General features: G+C 54.0%; 20 protein-coding genes. 6 read left to right on the forward strand and 14 right to left on the reverse strand.

Annotated elements, in window-relative coordinates:
- Window positions 1-138 precede the first annotated feature (138 nt).
- From ypeB to BRO54_RS05450, 9 genes are all read right to left on the reverse strand, one after another.
- Window positions 139-1482, reverse strand: a complete 1344-nt coding sequence (gene ypeB, locus BRO54_RS05410) for a germination protein YpeB (protein ID WP_014196213.1) — start codon at window positions 1480-1482, stop codon at window positions 139-141.
- A gap of 15 nt (window positions 1483-1497) precedes the next feature.
- Window positions 1498-2292, reverse strand: a complete 795-nt coding sequence (sleB, locus tag BRO54_RS05415) for a spore cortex-lytic enzyme (RefSeq protein ID WP_011231715.1) — start codon at window positions 2290-2292, stop codon at window positions 1498-1500.
- Window positions 2293-2383: 91 nt separating this feature from the next.
- Window positions 2384-3061 (reverse strand): glutamic-type intramembrane protease PrsW, encoded by a 678-nt coding sequence (gene prsW / locus BRO54_RS05420; protein ID WP_012820744.1) that lies wholly within the window; start codon window positions 3059-3061, stop codon window positions 2384-2386.
- 88 nt (window positions 3062-3149) lie between these two features.
- Entirely contained in the window at window positions 3150-4121 is a 972-nt protein-coding gene (locus BRO54_RS05425; protein WP_074043371.1) for an asparaginase, read from the reverse strand.
- A 56-nt stretch (window positions 4122-4177) separates the two neighbouring features.
- A complete protein-coding gene (locus BRO54_RS05430; protein ID WP_074043353.1) occupies window positions 4178-5170 on the reverse strand; it encodes a YpdA family putative bacillithiol disulfide reductase in 993 nt (330 codons plus the stop codon).
- Window positions 5171-5259: 89 nt separating this feature from the next.
- Window positions 5260-6531, reverse strand: coding sequence for a Glu/Leu/Phe/Val family dehydrogenase (locus BRO54_RS05435; protein ID WP_011231719.1), 1272 nt, complete (start codon window positions 6529-6531; stop codon window positions 5260-5262).
- A 158-nt stretch (window positions 6532-6689) separates the two neighbouring features.
- Entirely contained in the window at window positions 6690-7280 is a 591-nt protein-coding gene (locus tag BRO54_RS05440) for a genetic competence negative regulator (protein ID WP_011231720.1), read from the reverse strand.
- Window positions 7281-7367: 87 nt separating this feature from the next.
- A complete protein-coding gene (locus tag BRO54_RS05445) occupies window positions 7368-7772 on the reverse strand; it encodes a metallophosphoesterase (RefSeq protein ID WP_139268040.1) in 405 nt (134 codons plus the stop codon).
- Between the two features lie 13 nt (window positions 7773-7785).
- Window positions 7786-8178 (reverse strand): hypothetical protein, encoded by a 393-nt coding sequence (locus BRO54_RS05450; protein ID WP_074043354.1) that lies wholly within the window; start codon window positions 8176-8178, stop codon window positions 7786-7788.
- 104 nt (window positions 8179-8282) lie between these two features.
- Here BRO54_RS05450 and BRO54_RS05455 point away from each other — a divergent pair, with 104 nt between their 5' ends.
- From BRO54_RS05455 to BRO54_RS05465, 3 genes are read left to right on the forward strand one after another with little or no spacing between them, the layout of a single operon-like run.
- Window positions 8283-8513, forward strand: a complete 231-nt coding sequence (locus tag BRO54_RS05455) for a spore coat associated protein CotJA (RefSeq protein WP_014196217.1) — start codon at window positions 8283-8285, stop codon at window positions 8511-8513.
- Window positions 8510-8770, forward strand: a complete 261-nt coding sequence (locus BRO54_RS05460; protein WP_074043355.1) for a spore coat protein CotJB — start codon at window positions 8510-8512, stop codon at window positions 8768-8770. Before BRO54_RS05455 ends, BRO54_RS05460 begins: the two co-directional genes overlap by 4 nt.
- A gap of 33 nt (window positions 8771-8803) precedes the next feature.
- Window positions 8804-9373 carry a manganese catalase family protein gene (locus tag BRO54_RS05465; protein WP_074043356.1) on the forward strand — a complete coding sequence of 190 codons (570 nt, stop codon included), beginning with the start codon at window positions 8804-8806 and terminating at the stop codon, window positions 9371-9373.
- Between the two features lie 28 nt (window positions 9374-9401).
- Here the strand turns inward: BRO54_RS05465 and BRO54_RS05470 are convergent, their stop codons facing one another.
- From BRO54_RS05470 to BRO54_RS05490, 5 genes are all read right to left on the reverse strand, one after another.
- Window positions 9402-9848 carry a YpbF family protein gene (locus BRO54_RS05470; RefSeq protein ID WP_074043357.1) on the reverse strand — a complete coding sequence of 149 codons (447 nt, stop codon included), beginning with the start codon at window positions 9846-9848 and terminating at the stop codon, window positions 9402-9404.
- Window positions 9849-9960: 112 nt separating this feature from the next.
- A complete protein-coding gene (locus BRO54_RS05475; protein ID WP_074043358.1) occupies window positions 9961-10506 on the reverse strand; it encodes a LysM peptidoglycan-binding domain-containing protein in 546 nt (181 codons plus the stop codon).
- The gene (locus BRO54_RS05480; protein ID WP_074043359.1) at window positions 10503-11087 is read right to left on the reverse strand and encodes a CPBP family intramembrane glutamic endopeptidase; all 585 of its coding nucleotides are present in this window, start codon (window positions 11085-11087) and stop codon (window positions 10503-10505) included. The genes BRO54_RS05475 and BRO54_RS05480 overlap by 4 nt, the downstream gene beginning before the upstream one ends.
- Complete coding sequence (locus tag BRO54_RS05485; RefSeq protein WP_074043360.1) at window positions 11071-12594, reverse strand: RecQ family ATP-dependent DNA helicase; 1524 nt, start codon at window positions 12592-12594, stop codon at window positions 11071-11073. Before BRO54_RS05485 ends, BRO54_RS05480 begins: the two co-directional genes overlap by 17 nt.
- Window positions 12582-13628, reverse strand: a complete 1047-nt coding sequence (locus BRO54_RS05490) for a YpbB family protein (protein ID WP_074043361.1) — start codon at window positions 13626-13628, stop codon at window positions 12582-12584. The genes BRO54_RS05485 and BRO54_RS05490 overlap by 13 nt, the downstream gene beginning before the upstream one ends.
- A gap of 253 nt (window positions 13629-13881) precedes the next feature.
- Between BRO54_RS05490 and BRO54_RS05495 the strand changes: the two genes are divergently transcribed.
- The 3 genes from BRO54_RS05495 (at window position 13882) to serA (ending at window position 16605) form a co-directional block, all read left to right on the forward strand.
- The gene (locus tag BRO54_RS05495; protein ID WP_011231729.1) at window positions 13882-14130 is read left to right on the forward strand and encodes a ferredoxin; all 249 of its coding nucleotides are present in this window, start codon (window positions 13882-13884) and stop codon (window positions 14128-14130) included.
- A gap of 174 nt (window positions 14131-14304) precedes the next feature.
- Entirely contained in the window at window positions 14305-14808 is a 504-nt protein-coding gene (locus BRO54_RS05500; RefSeq protein WP_011231730.1) for an inorganic diphosphatase, read from the forward strand.
- 222 nt (window positions 14809-15030) lie between these two features.
- Window positions 15031-16605 carry a phosphoglycerate dehydrogenase gene (gene serA, locus BRO54_RS05505; RefSeq protein ID WP_074043362.1) on the forward strand — a complete coding sequence of 525 codons (1575 nt, stop codon included), beginning with the start codon at window positions 15031-15033 and terminating at the stop codon, window positions 16603-16605.
- The last annotated feature ends 147 nt before the right edge of the window (window positions 16606-16752 follow it).

The raw sequence follows: 16752 nt of genomic DNA on the forward strand, positions 1-16752 counted from the left end.
CCTTTTCAGTCAGCTGCCGAACCGGCGATCGTTTCGCTGACCCGCATGATGTCCCATGACGATTATACCATACCGCCCGACTGCCTTTGACCAAAAAAAGAGGAAAAGCCGACAGCGCCAGCTTTTCCTCCCTTGTTTTCATCTGTAATTCGGCTCCACGCTTTCGAGCTTCTCGACTTTTTCTTCAAGGCCGGTTGCGGCGTTAATGAACAGTTGATACGTTTCATCGCCAAGCGTTCCTAAAAACTCATAGCAAAGCACCGGTTTTTGCAAATCGTTCATAATGACCGCCTGGCGCTCTTCCATCACTTTCAAATGTGGGTTTAACTTTTTCTTCGCCGCCTCGACGGTGAGCGTCGGTTTGGGCAACGGACGCGGAATGGACGATGACAAATAGTCGCGCGCCGTAAAGCCGACGACATGGCCGTTGTCAAGCGCCACTTTCATTTGGATCGCTTCCGGGTAAATGCGGACGCCGTTTTCGCTTTTGACAAACGTCAGCACGGCGACATTATCGTATTGCGTGCTGTCGTACAACTCAAAGCCGGTGAATTGATGCCGTCGCAAAAACGCCATCCCACGGTTGGCCGCCTCATGCAAGCTGATCTTCGGCTTGCCGATTGGCCGGCTGTTTAACGCCCAAATCGGATATCCGCCGTTTTTCGTCACATCCATATAAATGTCGCCCTTTGTTTTCGGATCGTGAATCGTTAAACTGTAAAAACGCTCATCCGCCCCATTGCCGCTGTCCGTCACCTTGATTTTCTCTGTTCCTTTTAAGCCGAGAAACTCGCGGGCGATCCGTTTCGCCTCGTCTTTGGAAATCGGGCGCCCTTTCGCGCGGACAAAGCCTTTTTCCTCGTTGGCGAGGCCGATGAACGACGGGCCGAACTCGGACGAACTTGAGAATGTATCAACATTTTTCTCCACCGCTTTTAAGCCGTCAATAATGATGTTGTCGCCTTTCTCGTCGTTCGTCGCCAGCGCCAGTTCGACGTCCATCCAGCGCAAATTGTTTTCCAGCACTAAATGCTGCACGTTGCGCAATTCTTGGCGGATCGCGCCGGCGCTTTTGTACAGCGCCTCGAGCGTCTTGTGCTCTTCTTCGGTCAACGGCTCTTTTTCCAAATCGCGCACGGCCGTCCGGTAGCTGAACTCGCCGATTTTCGATAAAAACTCTTGCGTCTTGTTAAACGGCAAAAGCGACAGCGGCAGTTGGCCGACATCGGAATGGGCTTCAGATGCGATTTTCCACACTTCGGCGAGCGCCGGCGACAATGAGGCGTGCGAATTCATCGCCAGCGTCGCTCCAAGCTTGTCATGCAGCAAATCGATCTGGTAGGCCAAATCGTGGAACGCGCGCTGGTAATTGTTTTCCGCATGAATTAAGATCGCGTTTTTTTCCTGATGCTCCCGGTAGCCCCAGTAACCAGTGCCGACGACAGCGACGACAAGCGCTGCAATCAGTAAGTTTCGCACCATCTCGTCTCCCTCCTTTTATTTGCAAAAAATATGGTTTCCAATCCGCTTGATTTGCGGGCGGCTCCAAATCCAAGCGCTCGTCGCCGTGGCTGGGTTAAAGTAGTAAATCGCTCCGCCGGTTGGGTCCCAGCCGTTGATCGCATCAAGCACCGCTTTTTTCGCCGTTTCATTCGGCGTCAGCCAAATTTGCCCATCGGCGACCGCGGTAAACGCGCCTGGCTGAAAGATCACCCCGGCGACCGTATCCGGAAACGACGGATGCTCCAGCCGATTTAAAATAACGGCGGCAACCGCCACTTGTCCGATGTACGGCTCCCCGCGCGCTTCCCCGTAAACGGCGTTTGCCATCAGCCGAATATCGTTTTGCGAAAACCCTTTCGGCACGTTCGACGCCGTCGTTTTCGCTGCCCGCGACGATCCTCCGCCGCGTTTTTTCACCTGCTGGCTGAGCGGAATGCCGCCGTAATGGGTGAAATCGTTTCCTTGGCGGATTTGCTCTTTCACAAACTGCTCGTAATATTTTGAAGCGTTCACAAGCTTCCGTTTTGTCTCCGATCCGGCTAGTCCATCGACCGGCAAGCCGTATTCGTATTGGAAATTGCGCAGCGCCCAATACGTTCGCCAGCCAAACACGCCGTCAATTTTGCCGTTGTAAAACCCAAGGTATTGCAGCCGCGCCTGCAGTTCAATGACATCATCGCCAACTGCTCCACGCTGAATCACTTGCGGGGAAAACGCGAAAGCATGGCCTGATGGGTAAATGCACGTCCAAACAGCCAATGCGATGAATAGAACCCATTTTCTTGCCATATGTGAACCTCCCGTCAACACTCACCGTTTTTACCCCTATTTTCCTTCCGTTTCCCCTTTTTTATGCGAAAAAAAGAAAAAGCCAAAGCTTTTACGCTTGGCTTTTCACAGGCGGCACCGCTTGAGGGCGGGCGTATCCTTTCGCTTGTTTTACTTTGCGCAACGCCGCCCACCATAAGGCGAGCATAAACAACCCCATGTAATAGCCCCATCGCTCTTTGGCGAGCAACAGCCAGTCATAGACGCCATGAAGGAAAAACGGCAACAAAAACGACGCCCATAAATAATAGCGGCGCTTTTTTACGGCAAACTTCGCCTTGCCGAAATAAAACCCCATGATGACGGAAAAGAGCGCATGACTGGACACCGGCAAAAGCGCACGGGCAATGGCCGTCTCCACTCCGTTGGCCAACAAGTACAAAATGTTTTCCAGCGTCGCGAACCCAAGCGAGACGCTGGCGCTGTACACAATGCCGTCATACGGCTCGTCAAATTCGTCGTGGTCATACACAAAAAAATAAACGACAAACCATTTGACAAACTCCTCAAGGAGCGCAGCGGAAAGAAACGCCTCGGCTGCCGGCGACGCGACGATCCCTTCTGCCGCCAGCACGTATTGGATGAACATGATCGGAAACACAAGCAAGACGCCGAACAAAAACATGCGCAACACAAACGAAAGCGGCTCAGCCTCATACTCGTCCTTTAAATAAAAATAACTAAGCAGCGCCACCCCGGGGGCGACGCCGGCGGAAATCAACGAAAACATCCTCGATCCCCGTTTCTTTGGCATTTTTAACTTCATCGTACCACGAAACAGGGGAGAAAAAAAGAGGAATTGCTGGGCCGCTTGTTGCCTAATAAGCGAACAAGCCATCAACGGCGGCGTCGGCAGCAAGAGCGACAGCGAGCTTGATGCGCGCCTTTTTCGCATCGTAGTCGCTGCCAAGAATAACCCCTTTCTTATGCAAATCGTAGGCGCTGCCGGGGTAATCGTACGTTGTATACACCGCCCCTTCCTCGGCGCTCGTCGTCACAACGACTTTGATCCCCGCTTCGATGGCTTTGACGATTTCATCGACCATTTTTGGCGCCACTTGCCCGCGGCCGACCCCTTCGAGCACAATGCCAGCGACGCCGCTTTCTCGAGCCGCTTTAATGAACTTGCCGTCCGCCTCCAAGTAGCATTTCACAATGTCCACCGGCGGAAGCGGGCGCACAAGCTTGTAATATTCGCGTCGGATCGGCTTTTGGTACACGTACACCTCATCGTTGTCAATGATGCCTAAATAGCCGAAGCCGAAAGCGTTGAATCCTTGAATGTTCGAGGCGTGTTCTTTTTTCACGTATTTCGCGGCAAAAATGCGTTCATTGAACACAACGACCGCCCCCGCCCCACGCAACGACTCGGCGCACGCGGCGTAAATGGCATGGCGGATGTTGATGTACACATCGCTGCCCAAATCAGACGGCGCCCGCTGCGAACCGGTGACGACGATCGTCCGCGGGTCATCGATCGTCAAATCAAGGAAATAGGCCGTTTCTTCGAGCGCATCGGTTCCGTGAGTGACGACGATGCCATCAACGGATGGATCGGTGAAATGCGCCTCAATTCGCTTTTTCAGCTCAAGCCAATGCGAAAACGTCAAATGCATGCTAGGAAGTTGAAATACACTTTCAACGATGACCTCAATCTCCTTCGGCAAATGGCACATCGCGGCGAGCTCTTCACCGCTTAGCGCCCCGGCCCGCAGGCGGCCAGAGCGTTCGTTCCGCTTGCTCGCAATCGTGCCGCCGGTTGTCAGGAGCACCACTTTCCGTTTCGTCACGCAAGCCATCCTCGCTTTCTCGCTTTAGCATCATTAAGATATTGGCCAATGAAGCGCTACTGCAGCTGCTTGGCTGACGCCTCCCGTTCGCGCCGGACGATGCAGGCAGCAATAGCGTCTCCATGGAAGCGGCCGTTTTCGATAAAAATTTCATTCGCATCGTTGCCGGCGGCGATCACCCCGGCGATAAACACCCCCGGCACGTTTGTTTCCATCGTCTCCGGATCATAATGCGGCCGGCCGCTTTCCGGGTCGATCTGAACGCCGATGTTCGTCAAAAAGCGATGGTCCGGATGATAGCCGGTCATGGCAAACACAAAGTCGTTTTTGATCGTTTTCGTTTCCCCGTCCACTTCATAAACGACCGCATCTTCGGTAATTGCTTTCACATGAGCGCGAAACTCCATGCGGATGACGCCTTTCTTCACAAGGGAGTCAAACTCCGGCAAAATCCATGGCTTAATACTTTTCGAATACTCGTTGCCGCGGTACAGCACCGTCACGCGCGCCCCGGCTTTCACAAGCTCCATCGCCGCGTCGACGCTCGAGTTTTTCCCGCCGATGACGACGCAGTCGGTGTTGAAGTACGGATGCGCTTCTTTAAAGTAATGCATCACTTTCGGCAGCTCTTCCCCCGGCACGTTCATATAGTTCGGATGGTCGTAATAGCCGGTGGCGATGACGACGTACTGCGCGCGGTACGTCCCTTTTGTCGTTTCAATAAAAAACGTCCCGTCTTCCTGCCGCTTGACGTTTTTCACTTCTTCAAACGTATTGACGCGCACTTGCTTGCGGACCACGACTTCCCGATAATAAGCGAGCGCTTGATTTCGCGTCGGCTTCCGGTTTTCGGTGATAAACGGCACGCCGCCGATCTCCAGCCGGTCGCTCGTGCTGAAAAACGTCTGATGCGTCGGAAAACGGTAAATCGAATGGACGATGTTTCCTTTCTCGATCACCAGCGGCGAAAATCCGGCGTCTTGCAAAGCGATCGCCGCCGCCAGCCCGCACGGCCCGCCGCCGACAATAATGATTTTCTCCTCTTTCATCGTTCTTGTCACCTCGCACGAAGCAAAAAATCCCCTATCTTATGATAGGGGATTTCACCAAAGCTTGCAAACATTGGCGCTTGCTGCGCTCACACCCAGCCGCGGAACCGGCACGCTTCCGCCATTTTGCGGACGCCGACCATGTAGGCGGCAAGGCGCATGTCGACGCGGCGCGTCTGCGCCATTTCATACACGTTGTTGAACGCTTTGACCATCACTTTCTCAAGCCGCTGTTCGACTTCTTCTTCCGTCCAATAGTAACCTTGGTTGTTTTGCACCCATTCGAAGTACGACACGGTCACGCCCCCAGCGCTTGCAAGCACGTCCGGAACGAGCAAAATGCCGCGCTGCGTCAAAATTTCCGTCGCCTCAAGCGTCGTCGGCCCGTTCGCCGCCTCGACGACGATGCTCGCCTTAATGCGCGGAGCGTTTTCGGCCGTAATTTGGTTTTCGATGGCCGCCGGCACCAAAATATCGCAATCGAGCTCAAGCAGCTCTTGATTCGAAATCGTATTTTTAAACAGCTTCGTCACCGTGCCAAAGCTGTCGCGCCGTTCAAGCAAATAGTCGATGTCGAGCCCGTTCGGGTCGTACAGCGCGCCGTACACATCGGAAATGCCGACGACTTTCGCCCCGGCGTCGTGCATAAATTTGGCCAAATAGCTGCCGGCGTTGCCGAACCCTTGCACGACGACGCGCGCCCCTTTGAGCGACAAGCCGCGTTTTTTTGCCGCCTCGCGGATGCAAATCGTCACTCCTTTGGCCGTCGCCGTTTCCCGGCCGTGCGAACCGCCGAGGACAAGCGGCTTCCCGGTGATAAAACCCGGCGAATCGAACTCGCGGATGCGGCTGTACTCATCCATCATCCACGCCATAATTTGCGAGTTCGTAAACACATCCGGCGCCGGAATGTCTTTTGTCGGTCCGACGATTTGGCTGATGGCGCGCACATAGCCGCGGCTTAGCCGCTCGAGCTCGCGGAACGACATCGTGCGCGGGTCGCAGACGATGCCGCCTTTGCCGCCGCCATACGGCAAGTCAACGATGCCGCACTTTAAGCTCATCCAAATCGACAGCGCTTTCACTTCGCGTTCCGTCACATCAGGATGGAAACGCACGCCGCCTTTCGTCGGGCCGACCGCATCGTTATGCTGCGCGCGGTAGCCGGTAAAAATTTTCACCGACCCGTCGTCCATGCGCACCGGAATGCGGACTGTCAACACGCGGATCGGCTCTTTTAACAGCTCATACACTTCTTCCGGGTAGCCGAGCTTTTCCAATGCTCTATGTATAACAATTTGTGTCGACGCCAACACGTCGTATTGTTGCTCCTTCTCTTCCGTATGCTTATCGGCTGCCATACGTAAACCTCCTATAAGCTCGCTATAATAATTTGTCGCCTTTCATGTCATAGTATACACCTTCTGTGGCCGGATGCAAAGGAAAAATGGCGAAGCGGCGCCGAACAGTTGGCGCAAAAAATAGACTCCTTGTCCATTTCAAGGAGTCTTTCTATGCCTTAGTTGGCGCGGAAATAACGAACGAGCTGTTCGATCGCGCGGCGTTCAATCAGTCGCTTCCCATATTCTTGCACACGATGTATCGTTATCGTAGCCGGGTTGCCAAACTCGGCCAGCAAGGCGACAAAGTTGTCGAGCGGAATAGGGGGTTCTTCGGGAACATGCAAGTAAAAGCGGCCTTGATAGGAATAAAGTGTGCCGTCGAGGCAGCCGACCGCATGCAGGCGATGAGCGAGCTGGATGACATCTTCAAACGTTTGGAATTCGTAAAATATGTCATCGCTCTCATCGAGCGTTACTTGCATTTCAATATAATCGTCGGCGAATTCTTCTTCCATGTCGTCGTAGTCGCCTTCGTTCGTAACGATAACGACCATGCCCTGCGCCGGTAAAGAGTACACTTCGACCGCGATCGATCCGTTCACTTCAAAACCGAGCTCTTCGCTTGCTTCCTCGATCATATCGCGGAACAGCTGATGGACTTTAAACGTATCTTTCCATAAATCGTCTTTCGTCAACCCGCGGTCCAGCAAATCGTCAAACGTCAGGAAAATTTTGATTTTGTTGTGGGTCAAGCGCTCAAGACGCATCGGCACCCCTCCTTACCTACAGAGCCATCTCTTACCGTTATTGTATGATGCAATCGGCGATTGGTTCGTTTGTTGTTATTAATGAGTTTACATCGTTTTCCCCGTTTTAGACAAGCATTTTTTCTCGACCGCCCCGTTTTCCGGGTAATCGACTTCATCATCGTTGTTTCCCCAAACAAAATAAACATGGGCAACCGATCGCAGCCGGCGCACGTTTTCACGGACGCGCGCCGCCGGCACCCCTTTTTCAGCCAAATCCCCGCCGATCAAGACGAAGTCGGCTTTTCCTTTCACCGTCTCAAGCATTTGGGCACATACCGTCCGCCGGTGAATATCAGAGATAAAGAAAATCGCCAGTCTCGGACAGTCGTCAGGGAAATTGGGAAATGACAGTGTCAAATGGCGAACTTCGTTTCTGTGCGCCTCTTTCCACATATAACTGAGCAAAGCAAGCAAAGCAAGCAAAGCAATGACTGTTCCCCCGATGAGCATACTTCCTCCCCTGTCATGGCCAGCGATGCGGCATCGCCTGGCGATCTCTCAACATCATCATACCATAAAAGAAGGAAAAAACGAAAAAAAGCACCGCCAACCGCCAATGGAACTGAAACGCCCAATAAAAATGGCCGAGCGCCGCCAAGCTGAGCAACCATTGGCCTAAGCGAAGCCGCCGGCCGGACAACAGGCGCATCATCCCGGTTACAGCGATGCAAAGAAGCGCCCCGTTGGCGGCGACGCCGAGCAAAAAACAGGCAAAAGCAAGCCATGTTCGAAGCGGGGAAAACAACAGCTGCGTCAAAAACAAGGTTGGGGAAAACGGCTCAAGGGGCGGCAGCCAGCGAAAAAACAAATACGTGCACAAGACAGCGACAAAGGCGATCATCCATAGGCGGCCCATTTTTTCCTCCTTATTATTGCCATGATTCGCCATGACAAACAGGCATGAACGATACTGCTCTATCATACATATAGACTGAACTTTGCCAAAAAAGGAGGGGTTTCATGTTTACAACGCGCAAACAATATGAGCCGTACACCAGCCCGTTTGACCCATGCCCGCCGATCCGCGTGAAAACATACGTCACCGCACCAAACTTATACGTCGGATTCCAGCCGCCCAACTTGCCGCAATTCCCTCTTCGTGAAGCGTTGATGAAAGGGACGCTTTGGCAAGTGTTTTACGATCCGTACTACAGCCCTTACGAAACAAAGACAAAAGGTGATGGCTCATGAAACAAATGCCAAAGGAGTATTATGAACAGCTTGAAGAGCTGCAAGCCGTCGACTTTGCTCTCGTCGAACTGACACTCTACTTGGACACCCACCCGACCGACTATCAAGCGATTCAACAATTTAACCAACTCGCCCAAAAACGGAAACAGCTGAAAAAACAATTTGAAGCCGCCTACGGTCCGCTTGAACAGTTTGGCCATAGCTATTCCAACTATCCGTGGAACTGGGACGATGCGCCATGGCCTTGGCAAGTGTAGCCGATCCATCACGAACGCAAGGGGGAACGGATCATGTGGATTTATGAAAAAAAATTGCAATACCCGGTCCGCGTCAGCACGTGCAATCCGCGGCTGGCAAAATATTTGATCGAGCAATACGGCGGGGCAGACGGGGAGCTGGCGGCGGCGCTCCGCTACTTAAACCAGCGCTATACGCTGCCGCCGAAAGTCATCGGGCTGCTAAACGACATCGGTACGGAAGAACTCGCCCACCTTGAAATGATCGCAACGATGGTGTACAAACTGACGAAAGACGCGACGCCTGAGCAGCTAAAAGAAGCCGGGCTGGAGCCGCATTACATCGACCATGAGCGCGCCCTCTTTTACCATAACGCCGCCGGCGTTCCGTTCACGGCGACGTACATCCAGGCGAAAGGCGACCCGATCACCGACTTGTATGAGGACATCGCGGCCGAAGAAAAAGCGCGCGCGACGTATCAGTGGATCATCAATATGAGCGACGACCCGGATTTAAACGACGGACTCCGCTTTTTGCGCGAGCGGGAAATCATCCATGCCCAACGGTTCCGTGAAGCGGTGGAAATTTTAAAAGAGGAGCGCAACCATAAAAAGGTTTTCTAAGCCAACAGCAGCTGAGCGGAACCCCCGCTCAACTTTGTTCATAATAAAGATTGATGCCATACTCCCGCTTCATCCATTCAAACAGCCGATGGCGCCCGTTCCACTGTTCTTGGTTCTGCCATAAATCGATGCTTTTTTGAATGATCTCACAGCGGAGGGCGTGAAAATCGTCTTCCGCCTTTTCGCTTTTTCCTTTGTAGTAGACGGCTGCCCAATAAACGGTGCTTAAAAGAAGCAGAATAAACACATGGGCAGGCGCAGCGAAAAACCAGGCGATCCTCTCCCCCCACGTCCCGAAAGCCGCCGCCTTGGCCAAAAGATAAAGAAGGAAAATGGCCAAACCGGAAAACGCGGCCGCCTGCAAGAGCAACGTCCGCTTTTCGAGCCGCTCCCATTTTTTCTTTTTTTCGATGACGGCCATCAACATTTCCTTCGCCACTTCATCGAGGGGAAATTCATCTGGAAAATGGGCCATCATGCTCTCCCCCTTGTCCCGTTTCTATTGTCCATCATATGCCGCAGAATGTAGCATTAGAACAAAGAAGGGAGCGGCAGACAATGCTTTGTTCAAAAAAAGACGGGGTCGCTCAATGGTTTTCGCCAAGCGGAATGCGCAACGTTTGCCCTGGCTTAAGACGGCCCGTCGACAAGCCGTTTTCCTTTCTGATGCGGTCGATCGCACTCGGTGTGCCGTAATATTTCATGGCGATGCTGTAGAGCGTTTCATTGGCTGCGACGACATGGGTGATGATTTTTCCTTGTTCATCACCGGTCTTTCCCCGTTGGTCGGTCTTTTCCCGACCGCCGACGTTTCCTCGATCGGCGGCGCCCTTCTGCTTCGGTTTGGCCGCTTGTTCTGTCCCCTTGACTTCGTCGTCCTGAATAATGCGCACCGTCTCACGGCCGCTTTGATCTTCGTGCCGAACGACTGTGACCGTGTCGGACTTCGATTGGACATGGTGGATGGCCAGCACGACTGCCGGCAACGCCAAAAACAAGAACACGAGCAGGCGGGACGGGACATATTTTCGCTTTTGTTCTTCTTTTTCCCTCCGCCGTTTGATGCGTGAGGACGGCGCGCTCTCATCGAGCCGCAAGCGCCGCCCCGCTCGGCGCTCCTGTGTTCCTTTCATCGCTTCACCCCTTCCTCCCGCTGCAGCCGAATATGCAAAGCGAGCACCACATCGATCAAAAAGTGGGCGACAACCGTCACCCATAAGCTCCCGGTCTGTTCGTAAAGTGCACCGAGAAACAAACTGATGAGCACAACCATCAGAAACAAAAACCATTTTTCCAAATAGCGCACATGCAGCACAGCAAAAATGACGCTTGCCGCCCCAAGCCCCCAATGCGTCTGCACAACGCCGCGAAACAGCCATTCTTCCGTCACAGCGATGAGTGCGCATAAAAAAAAGAGATGCGGAATCGAACGGCCGCGGAATATTTTTTCGTTCACCCCGCCGTCGTCATGCCAATCATCCGGCAAATAGCGCATGGCCAAAAAATCGACCGCCAGCACGAGCGCCGCCCCGCCCGCTCCGTATAGCAGCACATCGGTGAGATCAAACCGCCAAAGCCGGCGCCACTCCGCCCAATCGAACAAAAAGAGCGAACAGCCGCCGGCAGCAAGAAGCAGGAGCCCTTGCGTTACATAAAGGTGAAAAAGCACCTCGCGCTCCGTCATCTGCCGGATTTGTTCACTTTGCCGCTTCATTCGTCCGCCCCCCGCCAAAAAACATGTCCCACAACTCCTCGCGCCAATGGCGAACCGGCGCCGCCTCTGGACGCCGGACGGCTCGTTCATAGCCGTCAAGCGAAAGCCCGCAGCGATCACAGCAGACATTCCGCCGATCCGTCAGCTCCTCGCCAAACGCGCGGACGAGCGCTTGACGCCGGCACGAAGACAAGTGCACCCATTCATCCATTTCCTGCAGTTTTTTCCGCTTCCAGCGCCGCCGCGCCTCGATGGCGGCTGCCATCTTGCCGTACAGCCGCTCTTTCGCCTCCGCTGTCAGCCAGCCCGGCATCGCCCGTTGTTCCCGTTCTAAAAAATACGCCAACAGCCGCTTTTGTATGTCGGTGAATCCGGCAGTCTCGAGCGCCGCCATCACTGCTTCCCATCCGGCTCCTTCCGGCAGCCGCCGACACCACTCACGCAGCTCACGCGGACTTAACAGCTCCGCCTCCGCCATCGCCTGGGCAATGGCTCGGTCGCCGTCCGCATAAAATAACACGGCAAGGCTTGGCGCTCCGTCGCGCCCGGCGCGCCCGATTTCCTGCACGTACGCCTCGAGCTGGGCCGGCATATGAAAATGAAGCACAAATCGGACGTTTTCTTTGTTCACGCCCATGCCGAATGCGCTCGTACAACATACGATGTCAAGCTGGCCGTAGAAAAATTGCTGCTGCACGAGCAACCGCTGCTCCCCGTCCATGCCGGCATGGTAATAGGCGACCCGTCCCACGCCGCGCTGCTCGAGCCGGCGCGCCATCTCTTCCGCCCATTGACGGCTCGAAAAATAAATGATTCCCGGGCCTTCGAGACGCTTGGCATAGTCGGCCAAGCGCGCCGCTTTGTCCTCCGTTGATGAACAATGCTCCACCCGTAAGGCGATGTTCGGACGGTCGACGGAATAAATATGGCGGCGGGCGCCATCCATCCCGAGCGTGCGAATGATATCCTCCTGCACCTCGGGCGGCGCCGTCGCCGTCAACGCCAGACACGGCGGGGCCCCGAGCGTGCGCCGGATCTCCCCAAGCTTTAAAAAGTCCGGGCGAAAGTCATATCCCCATTGAGAAATGCAGTGCGCCTCATCGACGACAAAAAGCGAAATGCATACGCGCCGAAGCGCCGTTAAAAATTTTGCCGACTGCAGCATCTCCGGCGACGCGTAAATAAAGCGAAACTTCGCAAGCGAAGCGAGCGCCTGCCATTTTTCTTCGGCATCAAGCAGGCTGTGAAAAGCAATCACTCGCTTTTCCCCGCGCCGGCGCAGCTGCTCGACTTGGTCCTCCATGAGCGACACAAGCGGCGAAACGATCAGCACACTGCCTTGAAGCAAATACGCTGGCAGCTGATAGCAAAGCGACTTGCCGCTTCCGGTCGGCAGCATCGCCAGCACGTCGCGCCCAGCAAGCACATCTTCTGCCACTTCCCGCTGACCCGGGCGGAATGAAGCATATCCGAACTGCATGTGCAGCGTTTTCGTCAACTCGTCCAACGTCCCACTTCCTTTGCCAACACGAGCCGAATTTCAAAATAGCTGACTTTGCCGTCAAGCGCCTCGCGAATCTCTTTCAATTTCCGCGTCCTAAGCGCCTGCGCCGCCGCTCGAATGGCCGCCGCCTTTTCATCGTCGACAAACGGGGCGATCGAAAAACCGGGCACATTGGCAGCGATTTCGACAACGTGATCCTCAATCGTGCTTCGCTTCAAGCGGCGAAGCTTGGCAATGTCTTCCACCGTTTTTCCTTTCCGCAGCCATTCGTACGTTTTTTGCGCCGATTGTGTCAGCACCGCCGGCGTCAGCCCGCTCATCAATTCGGCCATCATCGGAGCGCGTCCAGCCTCAGCTTCCGCCATGATGTAATGAAGCACGTTGCGGAATTGAAACTGCACGTAGAGCGCGTCCTTTTGCAAATGGGCGGCGATTTGCTCCATCGTCCAACCGATGCGGACCGCGCTCGTCAAACGCAGCGTAAAGATCGCCGCCGCCTCTTCCGAAACCGCCTCAAGCAGCCGGATGAGCTCTTGATACAGCGCCTCGGCCAACATCTGGCGCGATCCTTTTGCAAGCAAATATTGCTTCACCCATTGAAGCGTTCGCTCATCGCGGCAAATCGGCGCAAAACGCCGCCCATAGACGAGGTTTGACAATGTCTGCCCGATCAAGGAAAGACGCTGCCAAAACAGCGGTTCCGCCTCATGATAGCGCCAGCCGTTCAGATGGCGGGGGAAAAGCGCCGCCTGCCCAACAAACCACTCTTCCCCCGCCGCGGTCAACGTGTATGTCCGCTGTTTCGCGGATAAAGCGAGTCGCTGTTCGACAAGCGCCGCTGCCGCCGCCTCGAGCGCCGTCATCGTCACATTCTTCCATGTGCCAAACAGCGGCTCAAGCTGAAACCATTTGCTGTCTTGGAGCGTTTGTGCCGATTTTTTTCCCGAAAACAAATGATACGCCGCCGCCAGCGTCCGTTCGCCGTTGAAGCGGCGCAAGCAATGGGCGAGCAAAAATGAGGCATAGCCATGCCGCATCCTACGTTCCTCCCTCGCCTCTATTGTAGCAAAAAATCGCCCGACTGGTCGGCAGAAAAAATCGATCGGTTGACAGTTCCGCCATATGATAACAAAATTAAATAAGATGCATATGTGTAAAAATACAAGAGAGCGATTTTTTTGTTGAAAAGCCGGCCGTACGGTCTTATTATAAAAGTGAAAGTTCATTTCCGAGCAGGCAACACGGAGATGGCCCGTCCGTTTCCAATAAACTTGGGGAGGTTCGATTTTTATGCCAAAGTATACGATTGTTGATAAAGAAACTTGCATCGCCTGCGGAGCTTGCGGCGCCGCCGCTCCGGACATTTACGACTACGACGAGGACGGCATTGCCTACGTCACCCTTGATGACAACCAAGGCATCGTCGAAGTGCCGGAGATTTTGATTGACGATATGATGGACGCCTTCGAAGGCTGTCCGACCGAGTCGATTAAAGTCGCTGACGAGCCGTTTGACGGCGATCCGAATAAATTCGACTGACATTCCCCCTCTTGCTTTGTCGGCAAGAGGGTTTTTTGATGCAAGCGTGAAAAAATGGCATTTCACAAGTAGCGCATCTTGAGCGAACGTGCTACAATAAGATTGGCTTGTCCGCCGCGCCTGCTGGGTGGACAAGTTTTCATGTATACATAACCAACAAAGGAGGAACGGGTTATGGCATTCGAAAATAAAATTGTCGAAGCGTTTATCGAAATTCCAACCGGAAGCCAAAACAAATACGAATTCGACAAAGAACGGGGCATTTTCAAGCTCGACCGTGTCTTGTATTCGCCGATGTTTTACCCGGCTGAATACGGCTACTTGCAAAATACGTTGGCGCTGGATGGCGACCCGCTCGACATTTTGGTCATCACGACAAACCCGACGTTCCCGGGCTGCGTCATCGATACACGCGTCATCGGCTATTTGAACATGGTCGACAGCGGCGAAGAAGATGCGAAATTGATCGGCGTTCCGGTCGAAGATCCGCGCTTTGACGAAGTGCGCTCGATTGAAGACCTCCCGCAGCACAAACTGAAAGAAATCGCCCACTTCTTTGAGCGGTATAAAGACTTGCAAGGGAAACGGACGGAAATCGGCACATGGGAAGGGCCGGAAGCCGCGGCCAAATTGATCGACGAATGCATCGCCCGCTACAACGAACAGAAAAACAAGTAATCCGCCCAAAATATCATTTCGTCAGACGCCGTTTTTTCCATTTCCGAACAATTTTGCCCATGTCGTTTGATATGGGCGCTTTTCTTTTTCAAAACCCGAACATTCCTACTCAAAAAAACGTTTTCATTGGTATGACTTCTTCTCTCCCCATTGACAGAAACCGCTTTCGCATGTTAAATTATCAGAAATTTAACATCCTTGAAACAGAAAGGGGCACCCACTGTGTTTCGCGTACTCGTTTCCGACGCCATCAGTGAAGAAGGTTTGGCGCCGCTCTGCGCATCGGCGCAGATCGACATCGTACAAAAGAAAGTAAGCGAAGCGGAAGAGGAATTGCACACATTTGACGCTTTGCTCGTGCGCAGCGCCACCAAAGTGACGGAAGAACTATTGGAAAAAATGCCGAACTTAAAAATTATCGGCCGCGCCGGGGTGGGCGTCGACAACATTGATGTCGAAGCAGCGACGAAACGCGGCATCGTCGTCATTAACGCGCCCAACGGCAATACGATTTCGGCCGCCGAGCATACCTTTGCCATGATGGCAGCCCTCGTCCGACGCATCCCGCAGGCGCACATTTCCGTCAAATCGCGGGAATGGAACCGCTCGGCGTTTGTCGGCAACGAGCTGTTTGGCAAGAAATTGGGCATCATCGGCTTCGGCCGCATTGGCTCGGAGGTCGCCAAACGGGCGCGCGCCTTTGGCATGAGCGTGCACGTGTACGACCCATTTTTAACAAAAGATCGAGCCGAAAAACTCGGCGTCTCGATTCACTCGCTTGACGAAGTGCTGGCCGTGGCTGACATCATCACCGTCCACACGCCGTTGACAAAAGAGACAAAAGGATTGCTGGGCAAAGACAACTTAGCCAAAACGAAAAAAGGCGTCTATTTGATCAACTGCGCCCGCGGCGGCATCATCGACGAACAGGCGCTCATTCCGTTTTTGGAAAACGGACATGTCGCCGGCGTCGCCCTCGACGTCTTTGAACAAGAGCCGCCAGGGGATCATCCGCTTTTGGCGTTTGACAATGTGATCGTCACGCCGCATTTAGGGGCGTCGACCGTCGAAGCGCAGCTGAACGTCGCCACCCAAGTCGCGGAAGAGCTGCTCCACTTTTTTGAAGGGCGGCCGGTCACGTCGTCGATCAACTTGCCGGCGTTATCGAAAGACGTCTATGAAAAAATTCAAGCATTCTATCATTTAGGCCGGAAGCTCGGCTTGATTGCATCGCAGTTTATGAACATCCCGGTGCAAGAGCTGTCGGTCACCTACGCCGGCACGGTCGCTGATCTGGAGACGACGTACATCACCCGCAGCCTGCTCGCCGGCTTCCTGCGGCCGCGCGTCGCCTCAACCGTCAACGAGGTGAACGCCGCCATGGTCGCCAAAGAGCGCGGCATCACATACGGCGAAAAATTTTCCGATGAAACGCACGGCTATGCGAACTGCATTTCGCTCACCGTCCATGGCGAAAACAAAACGTTCACGATCAAAGGAACGCACGTGCCGAACTACGGCGACCGCATCGTCCATTTTGACGGCGTCGCCATCGACTTTGCCCCGGAAGGCCATCTCCTATACATTCAGCACCAAGACCGGCCGGGGATGATCGGCAAAGTCGGGAACGTGCTTGGGGCGTACGATGTCAACATCGCCACCATGCAAGTCGGCCGCCAAGAAGCGGGGGGCAAGGCGATGATGATCTTATCGCTTGACAAACCGGTCGATGATGAGGTATTGCAGGCGTTGGCGCAAATTGATGACATCGAAACGGTGAAACGGCTCGAAGCGTAACCACCCGCTTCTGCGGGCAGATCATACCGAAACGCAGGCCTTCCCAGAAAGGAGCCTGCGTTTTTCGTTCGAGCAAGCCCCACAGCAGCCATTCGCATCGTATAGTTCCCTCTTGCGAAAAAGCGGTGATGAAATGGGGCTGACCCC

Origin of the sequence: Geobacillus proteiniphilus (assembly GCF_001908025.1) — a bacterium.
Taxonomy (GTDB): domain Bacteria; phylum Bacillota; class Bacilli; order Bacillales; family Anoxybacillaceae; genus Geobacillus; species Geobacillus proteiniphilus.

What these genes read in the sequence shown, in the direction of transcription:
- ypeB (WP_014196213.1), bottom strand. Translation starts at nt 1,482, where the DNA reads ATGGTGCGAAACTTACTGATTGCAGCGCTTGTCGTCGCTGTCGTCGGC.
- sleB (WP_011231715.1), bottom strand. Translation starts at nt 2,292, where the DNA reads ATGGCAAGAAAATGGGTTCTATTCATCGCATTGGCTGTTTGGACGTGC.
- prsW (WP_012820744.1), bottom strand. Translation starts at nt 3,061, where the DNA reads ATGTTTTCGTTGATTTCCGCCGGCGTCGCCCCCGGGGTGGCGCTGCTT.
- BRO54_RS05430 (WP_074043353.1), bottom strand. Translation starts at nt 5,170, where the DNA reads ATGAAAGAGGAGAAAATCATTATTGTCGGCGGCGGGCCGTGCGGGCTG.
- BRO54_RS05435 (WP_011231719.1), bottom strand. Translation starts at nt 6,531, where the DNA reads ATGGCAGCCGATAAGCATACGGAAGAGAAGGAGCAACAATACGACGTG.
- BRO54_RS05440 (WP_011231720.1), bottom strand. Translation starts at nt 7,280, where the DNA reads ATGCGTCTTGAGCGCTTGACCCACAACAAAATCAAAATTTTCCTGACG.
- BRO54_RS05445 (WP_139268040.1), bottom strand. Translation starts at nt 7,772, where the DNA reads ATGCTCATCGGGGGAACAGTCATTGCTTTGCTTGCTTTGCTTGCTTTG.
- BRO54_RS05450 (WP_074043354.1), bottom strand. Translation starts at nt 8,178, where the DNA reads ATGGGCCGCCTATGGATGATCGCCTTTGTCGCTGTCTTGTGCACGTAT.
- BRO54_RS05455 (WP_014196217.1), top strand. Translation starts at nt 8,283, where the DNA reads ATGTTTACAACGCGCAAACAATATGAGCCGTACACCAGCCCGTTTGAC.
- BRO54_RS05460 (WP_074043355.1), top strand. Translation starts at nt 8,510, where the DNA reads ATGAAACAAATGCCAAAGGAGTATTATGAACAGCTTGAAGAGCTGCAA.
- BRO54_RS05465 (WP_074043356.1), top strand. Translation starts at nt 8,804, where the DNA reads ATGTGGATTTATGAAAAAAAATTGCAATACCCGGTCCGCGTCAGCACG.
- BRO54_RS05470 (WP_074043357.1), bottom strand. Translation starts at nt 9,848, where the DNA reads ATGGCCCATTTTCCAGATGAATTTCCCCTCGATGAAGTGGCGAAGGAA.
- BRO54_RS05475 (WP_074043358.1), bottom strand. Translation starts at nt 10,506, where the DNA reads ATGAAAGGAACACAGGAGCGCCGAGCGGGGCGGCGCTTGCGGCTCGAT.
- BRO54_RS05480 (WP_074043359.1), bottom strand. Translation starts at nt 11,087, where the DNA reads ATGAAGCGGCAAAGTGAACAAATCCGGCAGATGACGGAGCGCGAGGTG.
- BRO54_RS05490 (WP_074043361.1), bottom strand. Translation starts at nt 13,628, where the DNA reads ATGCGGCATGGCTATGCCTCATTTTTGCTCGCCCATTGCTTGCGCCGC.
- BRO54_RS05495 (WP_011231729.1), top strand. Translation starts at nt 13,882, where the DNA reads ATGCCAAAGTATACGATTGTTGATAAAGAAACTTGCATCGCCTGCGGA.
- BRO54_RS05500 (WP_011231730.1), top strand. Translation starts at nt 14,305, where the DNA reads ATGGCATTCGAAAATAAAATTGTCGAAGCGTTTATCGAAATTCCAACC.